The organism is Staphylococcus sp. HMSC059F04, from assembly GCF_001812565.1.
GTDB classification, from domain to species: domain Bacteria; phylum Bacillota; class Bacilli; order Staphylococcales; family Staphylococcaceae; genus Staphylococcus; species Staphylococcus lugdunensis.
In genome coordinates this window covers 1-19,299 of the sequence record NZ_KV809459.1, presented here as the reverse complement: position 1 = coordinate 19,299, position 19,299 = coordinate 1, and the positions used below count along the sequence as shown (strand labels likewise).

At 33.6% G+C, this 19,299-nt stretch carries 17 protein-coding genes and 1 pseudogene; 13 read left to right on the top strand and 5 right to left on the bottom strand.

Features of this window, described 5'->3' with window-relative positions; translation table 11 throughout:
• Positions 1 to 51: 51 nt before the first annotated feature.
• The 8 genes from HMPREF2864_RS00415 (at position 52) to HMPREF2864_RS00380 (ending at position 6,700) form a co-directional block, all read left to right on the top strand.
• Entirely contained in the window at positions 52 to 339 is a 288-nt protein-coding gene (locus HMPREF2864_RS00415; RefSeq protein WP_002459421.1) for a UPF0223 family protein, read from the top strand.
• Positions 340 to 667: 328 nt separating this feature from the next.
• Positions 668 to 1,207 carry a helix-turn-helix domain-containing protein gene (locus HMPREF2864_RS00410; protein ID WP_002459420.1) on the top strand — a complete coding sequence of 180 codons (540 nt, stop codon included), beginning with the start codon at positions 668 to 670 and terminating at the stop codon, positions 1,205 to 1,207.
• A gap of 14 nt (positions 1,208 to 1,221) precedes the next feature.
• The gene (locus HMPREF2864_RS00405) at positions 1,222 to 2,316 is read left to right on the top strand and encodes an ABC transporter ATP-binding protein (protein WP_002478364.1); all 1,095 of its coding nucleotides are present in this window, start codon (positions 1,222 to 1,224) and stop codon (positions 2,314 to 2,316) included.
• On the top strand, positions 2,309 to 3,106 hold the full coding sequence (locus HMPREF2864_RS00400) for an ABC transporter permease (protein ID WP_002493062.1): 798 nt from the start codon (positions 2,309 to 2,311) through the stop codon (positions 3,104 to 3,106). The genes HMPREF2864_RS00405 and HMPREF2864_RS00400 overlap by 8 nt, the downstream gene beginning before the upstream one ends.
• Before the next feature lie 5 nt (positions 3,107 to 3,111).
• Positions 3,112 to 3,924 (top strand): ABC transporter permease, encoded by an 813-nt coding sequence (locus HMPREF2864_RS00395; protein WP_070544794.1) that lies wholly within the window; start codon positions 3,112 to 3,114, stop codon positions 3,922 to 3,924.
• A complete protein-coding gene (locus tag HMPREF2864_RS00390; protein WP_070544795.1) occupies positions 3,921 to 4,994 on the top strand; it encodes an ABC transporter substrate-binding protein in 1,074 nt (357 codons plus the stop codon). The genes HMPREF2864_RS00395 and HMPREF2864_RS00390 overlap by 4 nt, the downstream gene beginning before the upstream one ends.
• Positions 4,995 to 5,066: 72 nt before the next feature.
• A complete protein-coding gene (gene auxB, locus HMPREF2864_RS00385; RefSeq protein ID WP_070544796.1) occupies positions 5,067 to 6,113 on the top strand; it encodes a lipoteichoic acid stability factor AuxB in 1,047 nt (348 codons plus the stop codon).
• A 131-nt stretch (positions 6,114 to 6,244) separates the two neighbouring features.
• Positions 6,245 to 6,700 carry a DUF4064 domain-containing protein gene (locus HMPREF2864_RS00380; protein WP_002459414.1) on the top strand — a complete coding sequence of 152 codons (456 nt, stop codon included), beginning with the start codon at positions 6,245 to 6,247 and terminating at the stop codon, positions 6,698 to 6,700.
• Positions 6,701 to 6,963: 263 nt separating this feature from the next.
• On the opposite strand, the gene HMPREF2864_RS00375 is transcribed toward HMPREF2864_RS00380, so the two are convergent.
• Positions 6,964 to 8,316, bottom strand: coding sequence for an Nramp family divalent metal transporter (locus tag HMPREF2864_RS00375; protein ID WP_002459413.1), 1,353 nt, complete (start codon positions 8,314 to 8,316; stop codon positions 6,964 to 6,966).
• A gap of 261 nt (positions 8,317 to 8,577) precedes the next feature.
• The gene (locus tag HMPREF2864_RS00370) at positions 8,578 to 9,189 is read right to left on the bottom strand and encodes a YktB family protein (protein WP_002493059.1); all 612 of its coding nucleotides are present in this window, start codon (positions 9,187 to 9,189) and stop codon (positions 8,578 to 8,580) included.
• Positions 9,190 to 9,371: 182 nt separating this feature from the next.
• On the opposite strand from HMPREF2864_RS00370, the gene HMPREF2864_RS00365 reads away from it, so the two are divergent.
• Positions 9,372 to 10,187: an inositol monophosphatase family protein gene (locus tag HMPREF2864_RS00365; protein WP_002493064.1), complete on the top strand. Its 816-nt coding sequence runs from the start codon at positions 9,372 to 9,374 to the stop codon at positions 10,185 to 10,187.
• 172 nt (positions 10,188 to 10,359) lie between these two features.
• On the opposite strand, the gene HMPREF2864_RS00360 is transcribed toward HMPREF2864_RS00365, so the two are convergent.
• The gene (locus tag HMPREF2864_RS00360; RefSeq protein ID WP_002478359.1) at positions 10,360 to 10,557 is read right to left on the bottom strand and encodes a DUF5325 family protein; all 198 of its coding nucleotides are present in this window, start codon (positions 10,555 to 10,557) and stop codon (positions 10,360 to 10,362) included.
• Positions 10,558 to 10,655: 98 nt separating this feature from the next.
• Here HMPREF2864_RS00360 and typA point away from each other — a divergent pair, with 98 nt between their 5' ends.
• Positions 10,656 to 12,503: a translational GTPase TypA gene (gene typA / locus HMPREF2864_RS00355; protein WP_002459409.1), complete on the top strand. Its 1,848-nt coding sequence runs from the start codon at positions 10,656 to 10,658 to the stop codon at positions 12,501 to 12,503.
• Between the two features lie 156 nt (positions 12,504 to 12,659).
• Here typA and HMPREF2864_RS12245 read toward each other — a convergent pair.
• Together HMPREF2864_RS12245 and HMPREF2864_RS00345 are read right to left on the bottom strand one after the other, a co-directional pair.
• A pseudogene (locus HMPREF2864_RS12245) lies at positions 12,660 to 12,803 on the bottom strand (DUF2197 domain-containing protein); the annotation flags it as partial.
• Between the two features lies 1 nt (position 12,804).
• Positions 12,805 to 13,290, bottom strand: a complete 486-nt coding sequence (locus HMPREF2864_RS00345) for a hypothetical protein (protein ID WP_070544797.1) — start codon at positions 13,288 to 13,290, stop codon at positions 12,805 to 12,807.
• Between the two features lie 143 nt (positions 13,291 to 13,433).
• Here HMPREF2864_RS00345 and HMPREF2864_RS00340 point away from each other — a divergent pair, with 143 nt between their 5' ends.
• The 3 genes from HMPREF2864_RS00340 (at position 13,434) to HMPREF2864_RS00330 (ending at position 19,248) form a co-directional block, all read left to right on the top strand.
• Positions 13,434 to 13,712 carry an Fpa/YlaN family protein gene (locus HMPREF2864_RS00340; RefSeq protein WP_002459406.1) on the top strand — a complete coding sequence of 93 codons (279 nt, stop codon included), beginning with the start codon at positions 13,434 to 13,436 and terminating at the stop codon, positions 13,710 to 13,712.
• A 300-nt stretch (positions 13,713 to 14,012) separates the two neighbouring features.
• Positions 14,013 to 15,251 (top strand): cell division peptidoglycan polymerase FtsW, encoded by a 1,239-nt coding sequence (gene ftsW / locus HMPREF2864_RS00335; RefSeq protein ID WP_002478357.1) that lies wholly within the window; start codon positions 14,013 to 14,015, stop codon positions 15,249 to 15,251.
• A gap of 550 nt (positions 15,252 to 15,801) precedes the next feature.
• Complete coding sequence (locus HMPREF2864_RS00330) at positions 15,802 to 19,248, top strand: pyruvate carboxylase (RefSeq protein ID WP_002459403.1); 3,447 nt, start codon at positions 15,802 to 15,804, stop codon at positions 19,246 to 19,248.
• Positions 19,249 to 19,299 lie beyond the last annotated feature (51 nt).

Genomic DNA, 19,299 nt, shown 5'->3' with positions numbered 1-19,299 from the left:
TGAACTCTGTCCCGCTCTCTTTTTTGCTATATTACTTAAGGAGGTAAATTAATGGAATATCAATATCCTTTAGATATGGACTGGACACATGATGAAATGTTAAAGGTGATTGCCTTTTTTAATCAAATAGAGCGCTATTATGAGTCATCTGTGTTATCCGATCAAGTTATAGCGCACTATCGAAATTTTAAACAAATTGTACCTGGAAAAGCAGAAGAAAAACAAATATTTAAAGAATTCGAGCAAAACAGCGGTTACAACAGCTACCAAGTCATTAAAGAAGCAACAACACAAAATAAACCAACACACATACAACAAAAAAACAACACAAGAACATAGGTGCCCCAACACGGAGGCTTTCAAAACGAAAGCCAACGAACAACGCGAGTTGGGGTGGGGCCCCAACAAAAAGAAATGCAACAAGCATTTCCACGGACAAAGTAAGTTGGGGTGGCCCCAACTTGGAGAAGTTCGGTCAGAAATCCAACAAGCAAAACAAGCTGAGATAATACTAAGAATCTTATTATGCATTATTTTTTTCCATTCATAATTAAATAATTATAAAAAGTATTGCAACATGAGCTGTATTTTGTTATTTTTATTAAGCATTAAACAAAATGTTTAATATTACTAAACATGATACAGCTATTTTTAGGTGGTTACATAGATGGATATTGGAATGAAATTGAAAAATTTAAGGATGCTCAAAAATTTAACACAGGAAGAATTAGCTGAACGTACTGACTTAACGAAGGGATATATTTCTCAAATTGAGAGTCAACATGCGTCTCCAAGTATGGAGACATTTCTAAATATATTAGAAGTTTTAGGTACGCGGCCAAGTGATTTTTTTCAGGAGAAAACTAAAGAAAAGGTGCTTTATACAGCTGAAGATCAAACAATTTATGATGAATATGACAAGGGCTATATTTTAAAATGGTTAGTCACAAATTCAAATGAGTATGACATGGAACCACTCATGCTTACGTTAAAGCCTGGTGCATCATATAAACATTTTCAGCCTTCTAATTCAGATACCTTTATTTATTGTTTAGAAGGGCAAATTACTTTGTCACTCGGGAACCAACTTTATCGTGCAAATGCAGAAGATGTACTTTATTTCAGGGCAAATGATGTTCATCAATTATGCAATAACAGCAAGCAGAACGTTACGATATTGATTGTAGCAACTGCATCATATTTATAAGGAGTTATGACGTTATGCAACCATTATTATCATTTAAATCAGTGAGTAAAGGCTATGATGATTTAAATATTCTTGACCATATGGATTTAGATATTGAATCAGGCTATTTCTATACTTTATTGGGTCCATCAGGATGTGGTAAGACGACTATTTTAAAGCTTATTGCGGGGTTCGAGACACCAGACAGTGGAGAGATTATTTATCAAAATCGTTCTATCGAAAATTTACCGGCTAATAAACGTAAGGTCAATACCGTTTTTCAAGATTATGCGTTATTCCCGCATCTCAATGTTTATGATAATATTGCTTTTGGTTTAAAGCTTAAGAAATTATCTAAAAAAGATATTGATCAAAAAGTGACAGATGCCTTGAAGTTAGTAAAGTTATCAGGTTACGAACAGCGCAGTATTAATGATATGAGTGGTGGTCAAAAACAACGTGTAGCTATAGCTCGAGCGATTGTTAATGAGCCAGAAATATTATTGTTAGATGAATCATTATCAGCCTTAGACTTAAAACTACGTACTGAAATGCAATATGAGCTCAGAGAATTACAATCACGATTGGGTATTACATTTATTTTTGTTACGCATGATCAAGAAGAAGCCTTAGCATTAAGTGACTACATTTTTGTGATGAAAGACGGTAAAATACAACAATTTGGTACACCAACAGATATTTATGATGAACCAGTGAATCGTTTTGTAGCTGATTTTATTGGCGAATCAAATATTGTAAATGGCACCATGGTCAAAGATTATGTAGTTAATATTTATGGGCAGGATTTTGATTGTGTTGATATGGGGATTCCTTCTGGTAAAAAGGTTGAAGTTGTGATTCGTCCAGAAGATATCTCTTTAATAGAAGCCGAAGCTGGTTTGTTTAAAGCTACAGTGGATTCTTTGCTCTTTAGAGGTGTGCATTATGAAATTTGTTGTGTAGATCGAAAGGGCTATGAATGGGTTATACAAACTACTAAAAAGGCGGATGTGGGTAGTGAAGTTGGTTTATATTTTGAACCAGAATCTATTCATATCATGGTTCCAGGAGAAACTGAAGAGGAATTTGATAAACGTATTGAAAGCTATGAGGATACTGATGATGAGTAATATTAAAAAGATACTATTAGTGCCTTATATATTATGGATGATTATCTTCATAATTTTGCCTGTATTATTGTTAATATATTTTTCATTTACCGATATAAATGGACATTTTAGTTTCACTAATTATCAACAAATATTTCAGTATAAGTATTTTGAAATGTTTTGGGACTCAATTCTTTATGCCGCATTAATTACTATGATCACGTTGTTCATCAGTTACCCAACTGCATATTTTATTAGAAACGCTAAAAATCCTAATTTCTGGTTATTAATACTTATTATTCCAACTTGGATTAATCTGTTATTAAAAACATATGCTTTTATTGGTTTGCTTAGTCACGATGGGCTGATTAATAAAGTACTTGGAATATTAAATGTTCCAAAAGTAGACATGCTATTTACATCAGCTGCCTTTTTAGTTGTAGCTAGTTATATTTATATTCCTTTTATGATATTGCCGATTTTCAACAGTATGAAATCAATACCTGTAAATCTAATTCAAGCATCTAGTGATTTAGGTGCAAACCCATTTACAACATTTAGAAAAGTGATATTGCCACTAACAAAAGAAGGTGTTTTGACAGGGGTACAAGTTACTTTTATTCCCTCATTATCGTTATTTATGATAACGCGATTAATTGCAGGTAACAAAGTAATCAACATAGGTACTTCTATTGAAGAACAGTTTTTAGTGATTCAAAATTATGGTATGGGAGCTACGATTGCAATCGTCTTAATTGTATTTATGGCACTCATCCTTATCATTACGAAATCTAACGATGAAAGAAGGTGACCAATGTGAAATGGTATGGCAAATTATATATAAGTATCTTATTGGTCATCTTATATGTCCCAATATTTTTTCTAATGTTTTATTCATTTTATTCTGGTGGAAATATGATACATTTTGAGCATTTTACGTTCGAACATTATCAAAGCTTATTTAAAAATGACAAACTCATGGCAATTATTTTTAATACAATAGCAGTAGCGCTATTGGCTGCATCAATTTCAACTGTTATAGGAACATTTGGAGCGATAGCACTCTTCTATTTAAGACAGAAGAAACTTAAAGTAACATTATTGACATTAAACAATGTACTTATGGTGTCATCAGATGTAGTTATCGGTGCTTCATTTTTAATTATGTTTACTGCGCTTGGACATTTTACGGGAATCGGATTAGGTTTCGGTACTGTTTTAGCATCGCATATTGCGTTTTGTATTCCAATTGTAGTTATTGTTGTTTTACCACAACTTTATGAAATGAATCACAATATATTAAATGCTGCACGAGATTTAGGAGCAACAGAATCACAAATTTTAAGTCGCGTACTTATTCCAAATTTAATGCCTGCGATTATAGGTGGTTTTTTTATGGCTTTAACATATTCATTAGACGATTTTACGGTTAGCTTTTTTGTGACTGGGAATGGTTTTAGTGTCCTATCAGTTGAAGTCTATGCCATGGCTAGAAAAGGAATAAGTATGGAAGTAAATGCGATCTCAACACTGTTATTTGTTGTTATCGTCATTGGTATAGTTGGTTATTATGGTATCCAGCGTTCCTTAAAGCGTAAACCTAGATTGAAAAGAGGTATGCTACGATGAAACAGTTTCTTCAATTAGTTTGCGGCGCGCTGGTTATTGGATTGCTTTGTCTAGGGATAAGTCATCTTTTTAGTGGACATGAAAAAGCAAAATCTGGTAAAAAAATATATGTTTATAATTGGGGAGAATACATTGATCCTGAATTGATTAAACAATTTGAAAATCAAACGGGGATAGAAATTATATATGAAACGTTTGATTCTAACGAGGCGATGGAAGCCAAAATAAAAAATGGTGGTACTCACTATGACGTTGCTTTTCCAAGTGAATATACGGTACAAAAATTAAAGCGTGCGAACTTACTTGTGCCATTGAATCATCATAAATTACCTAATATGCGAAATTTAGACCCAGATTATTTAGACAAGTCTTATGATAAGGGAAATCAATATTCTATTCCATATTTTTTTGGTACAGTGGGTATATTATACAATAAACAAGCATATCCAGACGCATCATTTAATCATTGGTCTGATTTATATCAAGAACGATATCGTAATGATGTATTACTTGTCGATGGGGCGCGAGAAATTATAGGATTAAGTTTAAATAAATTAGGTTATAGTTTAAATGACACCAATTCACAACACATACGACAAGCTGAACAAGATTTGAAAAAGCTAGGACCACAAGTTCGAGGCGTTGTTGGTGATGAAGTAACAATGATGTTGCAGCAAAATGAAGGTAACATCGCGGTAGTGTGGAGTGGTGTTGCTGCACCACTTGTGCAAGGAAGCGATAAGTATAATTACGTTGTTCCTAAAGAAGGCTCCAATCTATGGTTCGACAATATGGTGATACCAAGGACAGCTCAAAATAAAGAGGGCGCATATCAATTTATAAACTTCCTTTTAGATGCGGAAAATAGCAAGAAAAATACGGAATGGGTAGGCTATGCGACACCAAATAAAGCAGCACGTCAGTTACTACCTAATGAAATTAGAAACGATCATCGTTTCTATCCAACACAACAAGAACAAGCCCGCTTAGAAGTATATAAAGATCTTGGTCAGCGAACACTTGGGAATTATAATGAAAGCTTTTTGAATTTTAAAATGTCGTTAAAGTAGCATAAAATTGTAGTTATTTAAGTTAAAATTCGATATAATTATTTGATAAGGATGGTAAGGGAGTTGTAATAAATGTCAGGAGAACAGTATACTCAAATCAAACGGCCTGTAAGTCGTTTAACTGAAAAAATACTTGGTTGGTTTAGCTGGATTTTCTTGTTGCTAATGACAATTATTACTATGTTTATTGCATTAGTTTCATTCAGTAATGATACGTCAATACAGAATTTAGAAGCCACATTAAATAACAATGATTTAATTCAACAAATATTAGGTAATAATGGTTTTAATACAACTCAGTTTGTAATTTGGTTACAAAACGGTATTTGGGCAGTGATAGTATATTTTATTATTTGTTTGCTCATCTCATTTTTAGCACTGATTTCAATGAATATTAGAATATTATCAGGAATATTATTTTTAGTTGCATCTGTTGTTACGCTACCACTCGTACTTTTATTTGTGACATTAATCATTCCTATTTTCTTCTTTATCATTGCTATTATGATGTTTGCAAGAAAGAATAAGGTAGAAATAGTACCTGCATATGGCTATCCTGGTTATGATGATAACTTTGATAATCGCTATAATGAGCCGGATTATCAACAACAGCCACCGATATATGATGATTATGAACGTCATCAGCCTAACGACGGCATGGCATATCACATGCCACAAGAATCGAGCAATCCATCATTTAACGAAGATGATAAATATGATCAATATCCTAAACGTGCGATTATGAGTGACTATCAATCAACAGATGATGAAGATGAGACACCACAAATACTCTCAAGACAGGCAAAATATCATAAGAATAAATATCAAGATGAATTTAGCGATGAAGGAGCTGCCCCATTTAATGAAGCAGTTGTCCAACAAGAACCGGTATTAGATAAAAAAGAGTTAAAAGCGCAACGCAAACAAGAAAAAGCTGAAATTAAAGCAAGAAAACGTGAAAAACGAAAAGCTTATAATCAGCGTATGAAAGAAAAACGTAAAAATCAGCCAAGCGCAGTAAATCAGCGACGTATGAACTATGAAGAACGTAAACAAATATTTAATCATGAAAATAGTGCAAAAGATCAGCAAGAAAGTCATCTTGATGATTCAAAATAAACTATGAAGTAAAGCGCGGAGCATCGAGTCAATAAAGACTGATGTTCCGCTTTTTATTATTATAATGTATTCGCTTTTAACATATATTTTTAGTATGATAGATATTGAGTACAATAAGGGAGAGTTGCTATTTGAAGACAAAGAAAGAGCTGGTCATTGCATGGATAGCAAATGGTCTAAGTCTAATTTTTTTGCTTTTTAATATCTTATCCATGCTTTTAACAGATGAAAAGAATAATGTGAAAGAATATGAACAAATGGCGAAACAATTTGCTGGTAAAAACGTTACAGTGACCCCAGAGCTAATTCATTTTATTATGGTGTTTTTCATAGGCATTTTAGCATTTTCAACTATATTGGGAATCGCTGCGACAACATTGATAAAAAATCGTTCACTTATTGCAATATTTCTATTTATTTCTGCAGTTTTAATAGGACTATTTAGTATGAACATCATTGCAATGATTTTATGGTTAATCGTTATTGTGTTGTTGATTGTTAAAAGAAACCAATATAAAAATGATTCCGATTGGCATGTAGAACAATATAAACATGCAGAAAAGAAAGAAAATCCATATATCTATTAAATGAAAAGTTGCAGCATTACGTGTATATTAATAGCGTTTAAGACATAATTTATAAAATAAAAGCTCGTAAATGATTTTTCACAATCATCTACGAGCTTTTTTATCTTGATACTTCATATTGAATAGCTTGGTTCTCCTAGAAGAACGTTCATAACCAATCCCAAATGAAAGGGTTTGTAAATTTTCGCTTTGAAAAATTTTTTACCGAGTCTCGGTCTTTAGCATGTCCTATAGATCGAGTTTTATTTTAAATTAGGAGCCATTTATATAAATTCTTTAAATGTTTCGATAATCAAATAAACATTTAATACACTTAAAACAATGATAAGTATCCATGAGCAATAATTAACCCATGATTTATTTACGAAAGGTCCCATTAGCTGTTTGTTACTTGTAGATAGCTGTAACGGTATAAGTGAAAACGGCAAGGCAATACTTAAAAATACTTGTGAAAATACTAGTAATTGTTCAATTTTCTCTTCATTACCTTTAAAAATGATGAGGCAAATAATAACTGGAATAACAGCAATTGCTCGAGTGACAAGACGTCTTAACCAGTTAGGTAATGAAATATTTAAAAAACCTTCCATAACAATTTGACCTGCTAATGTTCCTGTAATGGTCGAATTTTGACCTGAAGCTAACAAGGCAACAGCAAAAAGTGTACTCATGATAGCACCTAACGCAGCTCCAAGAATAGGTTGTGTCCGTAATGCATGGTATAAATCATAAAAGCCACCTAGTTGATCTTGGTTAACGCCATAAAATAGTGATGCACCTAATACTAATAATAAACAATTAACTACAAAGGCAACGGATAATTGTAGATTAGAATCAATTGTTGCATACTTAATTGCCTGTGCTTTTTCTTTTATAGAGTGTCTATCATATTGGCGTGATTGGACAATAGATGAATGTAGATACAAATTATGTGGCATAATTGTAGCTCCAACAATACCCAACGCGATATATAAAATTCCATGATTTGTAATGATTTCTTTATGAGGAACAAACCCTTCTAAAATAGCTGTTGTACTTGGAGAAGAGATAAATACCTCAAAGACAAAAATGGCTAATACAGTAAAAATTAATGTTCCAACAATGGCTTCGATTTTTCTAAAACCAAATTTCATTATAAATAGTAATAAAAATACATCACAGACTGTAATAATCGCGCCAACAATCAATGGGATGCCTAACAACAAATTTAGTGCGATGGCACTACCTATAACTTCTGCAATATCTGTTGCTATAATGGCAAGTTCTGCAATAATCCAGAAAATAATTGCCACTGGTTTTGAAAGATAATGTTTTGTCATTTGAGCTAAATCATGACTGGTCGCAATCCCTAGACGCAGTGTCATGCTTTGCAGTAGCATAGCAGATAAACTGGATATTAAGATAATAAATAATAAGGTATATCCAAATTGTGCTCCACCTTGCATTGAAGTAATCCAATTTCCGGGGTCCATATAACCAACAGCAACTAATAGGCCAGGGCCCAAAAATGCTAGAAATTTTTGGCTTGATGTACCATTTGAATCAAATTTAATCGTATTATTAATTTCATCTAAGCTTAGATGTTTAGGTTGATGTGTAGTGTCTCTCTTATTCATTCATAAAACTCCTTAATAGTAGATGTATAAATATTAACCTAAAATAAAAATTAGGTCAACCTAAACTTTTTTTATTATTAGAAAAAAATTATGCTTATTTAAGAAAATATATAATTTTTTGGTCAGTACGATAACACCTAATTATAGTATCAACTATATCGGTTGAATGCATAAACAATAAAACGCAATTAAAAAAACTGCCACTGACATTTGAAATGATTCATTGTCAGTGGCAAGGTTAGAATAATTATATGGCTAAAATTATGCGTAGAATTTAATAAATTCGTTAAATGTTTCTTCAACAAAATTTAGGAAAGCTCGATCGCTTTTTAAGCGTTTATCGTTTGGTGCAAGTGTACGTGCAACAAAGAATTCGCCTTTTTTCACATTTTTGACTCTATCAATTGCTTCATGTAATTCGTCGACGGATAAGTCTTTGATAAGTGGTTTATCAGGTTTCATGTGATCAAGACAAATGCGATAATCTTCAGGTAAATGTGTTAACGTATCGAAGTGTTTATCAAATGTCTTAACACGTTGGGCTTTATCTTTAGTTTCGTGCATAACACCATACATGATAAACAGATGGTCTTTAAATAGCCCAATTTGAAAATGAGGCAACATTTTATAACCACGTTTATTCGTTGCAAATGCTACCCATGTGTCTTTAGGTGGATTAACACTGCGACGTGCATGCTTTGCTACATGTGAATAAAATGTTTCACCTGTTTGAGATGTAAAATAATCAGCAAAATAATCTCCTAAAGCACGTAATTGAGGTCTAACATGCGCTTCTAGAGCTTCCATGCGTGCATCTAAACCATCGACATCAAATGCTTTAAAATCTTTTTGTTTAAACGTATACTTAGTCATTGTTTAACTCCTTTATAATGGAATAAGGTTGTTACTATTGTAGCATAAGTCCACACTATTCGACTTCGAAGTTGATTATAGAAATAACGTTTAAAGATCTATTGAAAAGGAAAACAAAATTGTATTGTATATAACAATGTAGGTGGAATCATGTATAATGATAGATAATAGGAGATGGTACCGTGGCACTATATGATTTTGCGAAAAGTTTAATACTAGAAGCAGGCAATAATGTTAGATTAATGATGAAAGAAAAGTTAAGTATTGAAACGAAATCAAATCCGAATGATTTAGTAACTAATGTTGATAAAGCAACAGAAACATATATTTATGAGGCAATTCACTCCAACTATCCTGAACATAAGGTGATTGGAGAAGAAGGACATGGACATAACATCAGAAATATTGATGGAGTAGTATGGGTTGTCGATCCTATTGATGGCACGCTTAATTTTGTGCATCAACGTGAAAATTTTGCGATTTCTATTGGTATTTATTACAACGGAAAAGCCTATGCAGGATTTGTTTATGATGTTATGAAAGATGCTTTATATCATGCAAAAGTACATGAGGGAGCCTTTGAAAATAATCATCGTCTTGAAGCAATTGGTACATCAGAATTAAAATCAAGTTTAATTGGTATAAATCCTAACTGGGTAACAAAGCCTATCATTGGGCCGATTTTTCAGCCAGTTGTAAATCGTGCTAGAAGTTCCCGTGCGTACGGGAGTGCTGCACTTGAAATTATTGCTGTAGCTAAAGGACAACTAGCAGCATACATTACACCAAGATTGCAACCTTGGGACTTTGCTGGCGGGTTAATTATACTAAATGAAGTTGGTGGCAAGGGAAGTAATTTGTTAGGAGAAACTTTAGAGATTACACATCCTGATTCTGTTTTAATGGCTAATCAAACAGTTCACGAAGAACTTCTTCAACAGTTCTTTTTACCACATCAACAAACTTTAACAGAATTACATGCTAAATATTACAAATAAAAGAGAGCGGAACAGAATGCATTATAAATTCGAAGTCCCGCCCCAGCATGGTTGACTAGGATTGAAAAAACTTGTATAAGCGTATCTTTAATCCAGTCAACTACTGCCAATATAGAGTTCAGAGCCCAGAACAAGAATAATGTTCCAGGCTCTTCTAATATTCATCTGAAGTTTATAGCCAATGATTATTACGATATTTTTTCTTAAGTGTAAAGCCTATGCCAAATATTGCAATGAGCAATATAAGTGTTAAAATCATCATTGGAACACTTCCAGCACCAACACTGAAGCTAAATAACACTAAAAATATAACAGCTAAGATTGATAATATCCAAAATATAGATTTTGATTTTTGTTTTTGATTTTGCATACCCCACCCCACCTTTTGCTTATCATTTCTTAATAGTATGATATAATAAAAAAGTTGTAATTAAAAGTGGGAGTTTACCTAAGAAAGGAAATAATAATATGACTAATAGAAGAGAAGATGTACGTAATATCGCAATTATTGCTCACGTCGATCATGGTAAAACGACATTAGTAGATGAATTACTTAAACAGTCGGGTATTTTTAGAGAGAATGAACATGTTGACGAGAGAGCGATGGACTCTAATGATTTAGAGAGAGAACGTGGTATTACAATTCTTGCCAAAAATACTGCAGTCGACTATAAAGGAACAAGAATTAACATCTTAGATACACCTGGACACGCTGATTTTGGCGGTGAAGTAGAGCGTATCATGAAAATGGTTGATGGTGTCGTTTTAGTAGTAGATGCGTATGAAGGTACGATGCCACAGACACGTTTTGTATTGAAAAAAGCATTAGAACAAAATTTAAAACCAGTTGTGGTTGTTAATAAAATTGACAAACCATCTGCTAGACCTGAAGGTGTAGTAGATGAAGTTCTAGATTTGTTTATCGAATTAGAAGCTAACGATGAGCAATTAGATTTCCCAGTAGTTTATGCTTCAGCTGTAAATGGTACAGCGAGTCTTGATGCTGAGAAACAAGATGAAAATATGCAATCACTATATGAAACAATTATTGATTATGTGCCAGCACCAATTGATAACAGTGATGAACCATTACAATTCCAAGTAGCATTATTGGATTATAATGATTACGTTGGCCGTATTGGTATTGGGCGAGTTTTCAGAGGGAAAATGCATGTAGGTGATAATGTTTCATTAATTAAATTAGATGGCAGTGTAAAAAATTTCCGTGTGACTAAAATATTTGGTTATTTCGGCTTAAAACGTGAGGAAATTGAAGAAGCGCAAGCCGGTGATTTAATCGCTGTTTCTGGTATGGAGGACATTAACGTAGGTGAAACGGTCACGCCAACGGATAATCAAGAAGCATTACCGGTGTTACGCATTGATGAGCCTACATTAGAAATGACATTTAAGGTGAATAATTCACCATTTGCTGGGCGTGAAGGAGATTTTGTGACAGCACGTCAAATTCAAGAACGTCTAGAACAACAGCTTGAAACAGATGTTTCCTTAAAAGTATCACCAACTGACTCTCCTGATACATGGATTGTTGCTGGTCGTGGAGAATTACATTTATCTATTTTAATTGAGAATATGAGACGTGAAGGGTTCGAGCTTCAAGTATCTAAACCACAAGTTATTTTAAGAGAAATTGATGGTGTATTAAGTGAACCATTTGAACGTGTTCAATGTGAAGTACCTTCTGAAAATGCAGGTGCTGTGATTGAATCATTAGGTGCACGTAAAGGCGAAATGGTTGATATGACAACAACGGATAATGGTTTAACGCGCTTAATCTTTATGGTTCCAGCACGTGGTATGATTGGTTACACAACTGAATTCATGTCTATGACACGTGGATACGGTATTATCAATCATACATTTGAAGAGTTTAGACCGCGAGTGAAAGCACAAATTGGTGGTCGTCGTAACGGTGCATTGATTTCAATGGATCAAGGTCAAGCAACAGCATATGCCATTATAGGTTTAGAAGATCGTGGTGTTAACTTCATGGAACCAGGTACTGAAGTATATGAAGGTATGATTGTTGGAGAACACAATCGTGAAAATGATTTAACTGTAAATATAACAAAAGCAAAACACCAAACAAACGTGCGATCTGCAACAAAAGATCAAACACAAACAATGAATCGTCCTAGAATTTTAACGTTGGAAGAAGCGTTAGAGTATATTAATGATGATGAATTAGTAGAGGTAACACCGCAAAGTATTCGTTTGAGAAAGAAAATTTTAAACAAAGCAGCACGCGAAAAAGAAGCAAAACGTGTAAAACAAATGATGCAAGATAACGAATAAACTAGATTAGTAAGTGATATAAAAAAACTGATTGAAGTATTGACTTCAATCAGTTTTTTTAGTCTTTGCAGTTTTTTTATTCTTCTTGAGCGACTTTTTCGGCTGTTTGTGACAGCGTTTATCTGTTGCATTTCTTTGTGTTTCTTGTGTATAAGGTCGTTGTTTAGGTTTATCCAGTCGACTCTTACAATCGTCGCACATAAACGTGCGTATAGGATTATTTTGTAATCGCTTAGCTTCAACGGTTGCTTCATCAATAAATACTTTGCGATCACAAATGATACATTGCACTTCACGCAAATTAAATCACCTCGATATGAGTTATATGCTTAAACTGGTAATCATATCCTTTATTTTGAGTATAAACAAAACTATCAACAGCATTGTCTTCATAGAGACGTTTACCATCTTTAGCGAATTGGAAAAATAAATAGGGGAGTAAATCTAATGGAACATCGATAGCATCTTGGTTTTTATCAATTAAGCGAATCATTGTTGCATTATTATGCGGTTCAGCATTTTTGAAAAACGGAGTCATATTAATGACGAAAGAGTCCTCTAAGACGGCACGTTTTTTATATTTAATCTCAGAATTAAGTGTTGGTGGGTTTGTTTGACCTTCAAGTATGGCACGATTCCATTCTCTATTATCATCAAATTCAATGGGTTTAGATCCGTCAAAAACGCCTTGTTCAAGGTCAGAAATACTGACTTTACGATCATCAAAAATCCAAGTTGTACTATCCAATGTAATCGGATATTTAACTTCACCTGTTATCTGTATCATTATATGTTCCACTCCCTAAATTTAAACTACGATTTCATTTTAGCATAAATTTAAAATTTCCTTTACTGAAATTCACTTGCTTTTTGGTATGTAGTAAGATAAACTTTTTACATGAAGATATTTAAGGATAGGGGGAGTATGTGATGGCGAACCAAACTAATTTAAAAAGTGTGGCATATGAACAATTAAACAAAGATGCAGATAGAATATTACAACTTATCAAAGTTCAAATAGATAATTTAACGTTACCATCTTGCCCATTATATGAAGAAGTTCTCGATACTCAAATGTTTGGCCTACAAAAAGAAGTTGATTTTGCTGTTCAACTTGGGCTTGTTGATAAAGAAGATGGCAAAGATTTAATGTTAAGACTTGAGAAAGAACTTTCAAAATTACATGAAGCATTTACAGATGTTAAATAATAAACGGTTGTTTTTAATAACTTATATATAATTAAGTGTTGCGTACTAACAAGATACATACATGCGGGTTGATGACAAGTGACTGGAGTATTAATTGAACTTAATATTCTCAGTCACTTTTATGTTAAGTATGATGAATGTTGTGTTTGATTTTGTTTATGAGCTATAGTCAGTTAATATTTGAGAAATAGCTCGCTTGAAGTATATAATAGTTTAGAAAGATTTCTTTACATAATTTTAAAATATAAATTTTTCAGATGGAATAACTAGTTTAAAATTTAGAATTGGATGATCAACTTTATGAATAATTTTAAAAATTTAATGAGAAAGATTGGTAAAACATCTAAATTTATCGATTATCCATTATTAATAGCTTATGTGATATTGTGCCTGATTGGATTAGTTATGGTATATAGTGCAAGTATGGTTGCTGCCACTAAAGGAACGTTAACTGGTGGCGTCGAGGTAGCTGGTACGTATTTTTACGATCGACAATTACTCTATGTTATTTTGAGTTTTGCGATTGTGTTTGTCATTGCATTTTTGCTAAACGGCAAAATTTTGAAAAACCCTCAAGTGCAGGTAGGTATTATGGGGACAATCATACTATTACTACTTTTAACGCTCATTATTGGGAAGAACATTAATGGTTCAAAAAGTTGGATTAACCTCGGGTTTATGAACTTACAAGCGTCAGAATTACTTAAAATTGCCATTATTATGTATATCCCTTTTATTATTGATAGAAAAATGCCTAGAGTAAAAAAAGATTTTACTTTAATATTTGCACCTGTGGGATTAGTTTTATTCTGTTTAGCGCTTGTCTTTTTACAGCGCGATGTTGGGCAAACATTATTGATTATTATTATATTTGGTTCGATATTGTTATATTCAGGTTTAGGCTTTGAAAAGTTTTTCAAAGGAAAGTTCTTTATCATCTTAACGGCTATTGCTGCAGCTTTTTTCATAGTATTACTTATAGTGGCATTATCAGGACATTTGCCTGGCTATTTACAAGCGCGTTTTAGTACATTAGTTGATCCGTTCGCATCATCGGCTGGAACGGGTTATCACATTTCTAACTCACTTATAGCTATAGGTAATGGAGGTCTATTTGGTCGAGGACTAGGCAACAGTGTGATGAAGTTAGGTTATTTACCTGAACCACATACCGATTTCATCTTTGCTATAATTTGTGAAGAATTAGGATTAGTCGGTGGTTTATTCGTTATAGGCTTATTATTTTTTATTGTCTATAGAGCTTTTATACTTGCAAATAAAACGACATCATATTTCAATAAACTTGTATGTGTTGGTGTAGCAAGCTATATTGGCAGTCAAACATTTGTTAATTTAGGAGGCATTTCTGCAACCATTCCATTGACAGGTGTGCCATTGCCATTTATTAGTTTTGGTGGTTCGTCAATGATTAGTTTAAGCATTGCACTTGGCTTATTGCTTATGATTGGTAAACAAATTAAGAAAGAAGATAAATTACGCAAACAACGTCAAAAAAGTATGCCAAAACGCATAATGTAGTAACATCTATCTTTATAGCTATTTGAATCATTTATCATCCAAGATGCTGCGACATAGAAGCCTCTGACAAGTTGAAGAAGTCAATTTCTACTGAAACTCAATAGAAATTGACTTCTTCATTATTTCTATCATTAAAGTACCATTAAGACAAAATACGAAGCCCTTCACCAAAACACTTAAAAGTGGGGCCCCAACGAAGAGGCTTTCGAAATGAAAGCCAACAGACAACGCAAGTTGGGGATGCTGAAGTCTGTCTTTATATGTCAAACTACCTTTAATGCTATTTTGGAGAGATGTATGTCCTAGCTGGATTTAATCATTTATGATTATTTTACTAAGTTTTAGATACAGTATAGCAACAAATACTGAATGATGATAAAATTAAATTATGATATATAATAACTTTTGCTTATTCGCTTATGGTCAGTTTTAGTTTGTGTATTGTTAGCATATTTTCACAAAATATTAATGGCTTTTTAGCGTAAATTAAGATAAAATTTTATTATCTAATTAGTTAGAATTTTCAAATAATAAGAGGGGTGTCACTGCTTTGAAACACATTAAAAAGTTACTGGTTGCCAACCGCGGTGAAATAGCAATAAGAATTTTTAGAGCAGCAACTGAATTAAATATTAAAACGGTCGCAATTTATTCTAATGAGGATAAAAGTTCTTTACATAGATATAAGGCTGATGAGTCATATTTAGTTGGTAAAGATTTGGGACCAGCCGAAAGTTATTTGAACATCGAACGCATTATAGCTGTAGCTAAAGAAGCTGGTGCAGATGCCATACATCCAGGGTATGGTTTTTTAAGTGAAAATGAACATTTTGCACATCGATGCCATGAAGAAGGCATTAAATTTATAGGACCTCATCTAGATCATTTAGATATGTTTGGGGATAAGGTTAAAGCAAGAACAACTGCAATAAATGCGGATTTACCTGTTATACCAGGGACAGATGGACCGATAGAAAACTTTGAAAGTGCTCGTGCATTTGCGGATGAGGCGGGCTATCCGTTAATGATTAAAGCCACAAGTGGTGGTGGCGGTAAAGGTATGCGTATCGTTAGGGAAGCGAACGAATTAGAAGATGCCTTTCATCGTGCTAAATCTGAAGCTGAAAAATCTTTTGGCAATAGTGAAGTATATATTGAAAGATACATTGATAATCCTAAACATATTGAAGTACAAGTTATTGGAGATGAATTTGGCAATATTGTGCATCTATATGAGCGTGATTGTTCAGTACAACGTCGCCATCAAAAAGTTGTTGAGGTAGCGCCATCTGTTGGTTTGTCAAAAGAATTGCGAGAGAAAATTTGTAATGCAGCTTTACAATTAATGACTAAAATCAAATATGTAAACGCCGGTACGGTGGAATTTTTAGTTTCAGGTGAAGACTTTTATTTTATTGAAGTCAATCCTCGTGTCCAAGTAGAACATACGATCACTGAAATGATTACAGGTATTGATATTGTTAAAACTCAAATATTAGTGGCTGATGGTGCAAGCTTATTTGGTGAGGAAATTGGTTTACCACAACAACAAGATATCCATACTTTAGGATATGCAATTCAATGCCGCATTACAACAGAAGATCCTACTAATGATTTTATGCCTGATTCAGGTACAATCATTGCTTATCGTTCTAGTGGTGGCTTTGGCGTTAGATTGGATGCTGGTGATGGATTCCAAGGTGCGGAAATTTCACCTTATTATGATTCATTGCTTGTCAAATTATCAACGCATGCCGTGACTTTTAAACAAGCAGAAGAAAAAATGGAACGATCATTACGTGAGATGCGTATCCGTGGTGTGAAAACGAATATTCCATTTTTGATTAATGTGATGAGAAATGAAAAATTTAGAAGCGGTGATTATACAACTAAATTTATTGAGGAAACACCTGAATTATTTGATATACAACCGACACTGGATAGGGGAACAAAAACACTTGAATACATTGGCAATGTTACAATCAATGGCTTCCCAAATGTTCAGCAAAGACCTAAACCAGATTATGAAACGACTTCTATACCACGTATTGCAAAGAAACAAATCAATAGTTTGTCTGGTACTAAACAATTGTTAGATCAGCATGGACCAAATCATGTTGCACAATGGGTGCGTCAACAAGATGATGTCTTAATTACTGATACCACTTTTAGAGATGCACATCAATCTCTCTTAGCTACGAGAGTACGTACAAAAGATTTAATGAATATTGCTTCAAAAACAGCTGAAGTCTTTAAAGATAGTTTTTCACTTGAAATGTGGGGTGGCGCAACCTTTGATGTTGCATATAATTTCCTTAAAGAAAACCCATGGGAGCGATTAGAACGTCTTCGTGAAGCAATTCCAAATGTATTATTCCAAATGTTGTTGCGTGCGTCGAATGCGGTGGGGTATAAGAATTACCCCGATAATGTTATCAAGAAATTTGTTGCTGAAAGCGCCAAAGCTGGGGTAGATGTCTTTAGAATTTTCGATTCATTAAATTGGGTTGATCAAATGAAGGTAGCCAATGAAGCGGTGCAAGAAGCAGGTAAGATTTCTGAAGGTACCATCTGTTATACAGGTGATATTTTAAATCCGGAGCGTTCTAATGTCTTTACGTTAGAATACTATGTAAATTTAGCTAAACAATTAGAACGTGAAGGTTTCCATATATTAGCGATTAAAGATATGGCAGGTTTGTTGAAACCTAAAGCAGCATATGAATTAATTGGCGAATTGCGCGCAGCTGTTGATATGCCTATTCATTTGCATACACATGATACAAGTGGCAACGGATTGTTGACATACAAAGAGGCAATTGATGCTGGGGTAGATATTATTGATACAGCAGTCGCATCAATGAGTGGTTTAACAAGTCAACCAAGCGCGAACTCTTTATATTATGCTTTAAATGGCTTTGATCGTAATATGCGTACTGATATCGCTGGACTTGAAACGTTGAGTCATTACTGGGGGCATGTGCGTGATTATTATATTGATTTTGAAAGTGATATTAAATCTCCAAATACTGAAATTTACCAACATGAAATGCCAGGTGGTCAATATTCAAATTTAAGTCAACAAGCTAAAAGTTTAGGTTTAGGAGAACGCTTTGACGAAGTTAAAGATATGTATCGCCGCGTTAACTTCTTATTTGGTGATATCGTTAAAGTTACGCCTTCATCAAAAGTTGTTGGGGATATGGCACTTTATATGGTTCAAAATGATTTGGACGAAGAAAGTGTGATTAGAGATGGTCATAAACTTGATTTTCCTGAATCAGTAGTTTCTTACTTTAAAGGGGAAATTGGACAACCAGTTAATGGTTTTAATAAGCAATTGCAGGATGTTATTTTAAAAGGTCAGCAGCCGTTAACCGCACGACCAGGTGAATATCTGGATGATGTAAACTTTGATGCAGTACGTAAAGAATTGGCTAATAAACAACAAGAAGAAGTGACTGATCAAGATTTAATTAGTTATGTATTGTACCCTAAAGTATACGAACAATATATAGCGACTAAAGAGCAATATGGTAATTTATCATTATTAGATACACCTACTTTCTTCTTTGGAATGCGTCATGGAGAAACAGTAGAAATTGAAATTGATACTGGTAAACGTTTGATTATTAAATTGGAAACGATTAGTGAGCCAGATGAAAATGGCAATCGTACAATCTATTTTGTGATGAATGGTCAAGCACGACGTATCTACATTAAAGATGAAAATGTTAAAACAAATGTGAATGTAAAACCTAAAGCAGACAAGACGAACCCAAGTCATATTGGTGCGCAAATGCCTGGATCTGTGACAGAAGTTAAAGTTGCTGTAGGAGATGAAGTTTCTGTAAATCAACCGTTATTAATAACTGAAGCTATGAAAATGGAAACAACAATACAAGCACCATTCAATGGTATAATTAAGCAAGTCACTGTGGCAAATGGTGATGCCATCGCTACTGGTGATCTGCTTATCGAAATTGAAAAAATATAACATAATAATAAAGGCACAAAAAGGGTCTGGGACATACATCTCAGAAAAACA

Excerpts from the sequence above, each read along its gene's own strand:
- HMPREF2864_RS00415 (WP_002459421.1), top strand. The coding sequence starts at position 52 with ATGGAATATCAATATCCTTTAGATATGGACTGGACACATGATGAAATG.
- HMPREF2864_RS00410 (WP_002459420.1), top strand. The coding sequence starts at position 668 with ATGGATATTGGAATGAAATTGAAAAATTTAAGGATGCTCAAAAATTTA.
- HMPREF2864_RS00405 (WP_002478364.1), top strand. The coding sequence starts at position 1,222 with ATGCAACCATTATTATCATTTAAATCAGTGAGTAAAGGCTATGATGAT.
- HMPREF2864_RS00400 (WP_002493062.1), top strand. The coding sequence starts at position 2,309 with ATGAGTAATATTAAAAAGATACTATTAGTGCCTTATATATTATGGATG.
- HMPREF2864_RS00390 (WP_070544795.1), top strand. The coding sequence starts at position 3,921 with ATGAAACAGTTTCTTCAATTAGTTTGCGGCGCGCTGGTTATTGGATTG.
- auxB (WP_070544796.1), top strand. The coding sequence starts at position 5,067 with ATGTCAGGAGAACAGTATACTCAAATCAAACGGCCTGTAAGTCGTTTA.
- HMPREF2864_RS00375 (WP_002459413.1), bottom strand. The coding sequence starts at position 8,316 with ATGAATAAGAGAGACACTACACATCAACCTAAACATCTAAGCTTAGAT.
- HMPREF2864_RS00370 (WP_002493059.1), bottom strand. The coding sequence starts at position 9,189 with ATGACTAAGTATACGTTTAAACAAAAAGATTTTAAAGCATTTGATGTC.
- HMPREF2864_RS00360 (WP_002478359.1), bottom strand. The coding sequence starts at position 10,557 with ATGCAAAATCAAAAACAAAAATCAAAATCTATATTTTGGATATTATCA.
- typA (WP_002459409.1), top strand. The coding sequence starts at position 10,656 with ATGACTAATAGAAGAGAAGATGTACGTAATATCGCAATTATTGCTCAC.
- HMPREF2864_RS00345 (WP_070544797.1), bottom strand. The coding sequence starts at position 13,290 with ATGATACAGATAACAGGTGAAGTTAAATATCCGATTACATTGGATAGT.
- HMPREF2864_RS00340 (WP_002459406.1), top strand. The coding sequence starts at position 13,434 with ATGGCGAACCAAACTAATTTAAAAAGTGTGGCATATGAACAATTAAAC.
- ftsW (WP_002478357.1), top strand. The coding sequence starts at position 14,013 with ATGAATAATTTTAAAAATTTAATGAGAAAGATTGGTAAAACATCTAAA.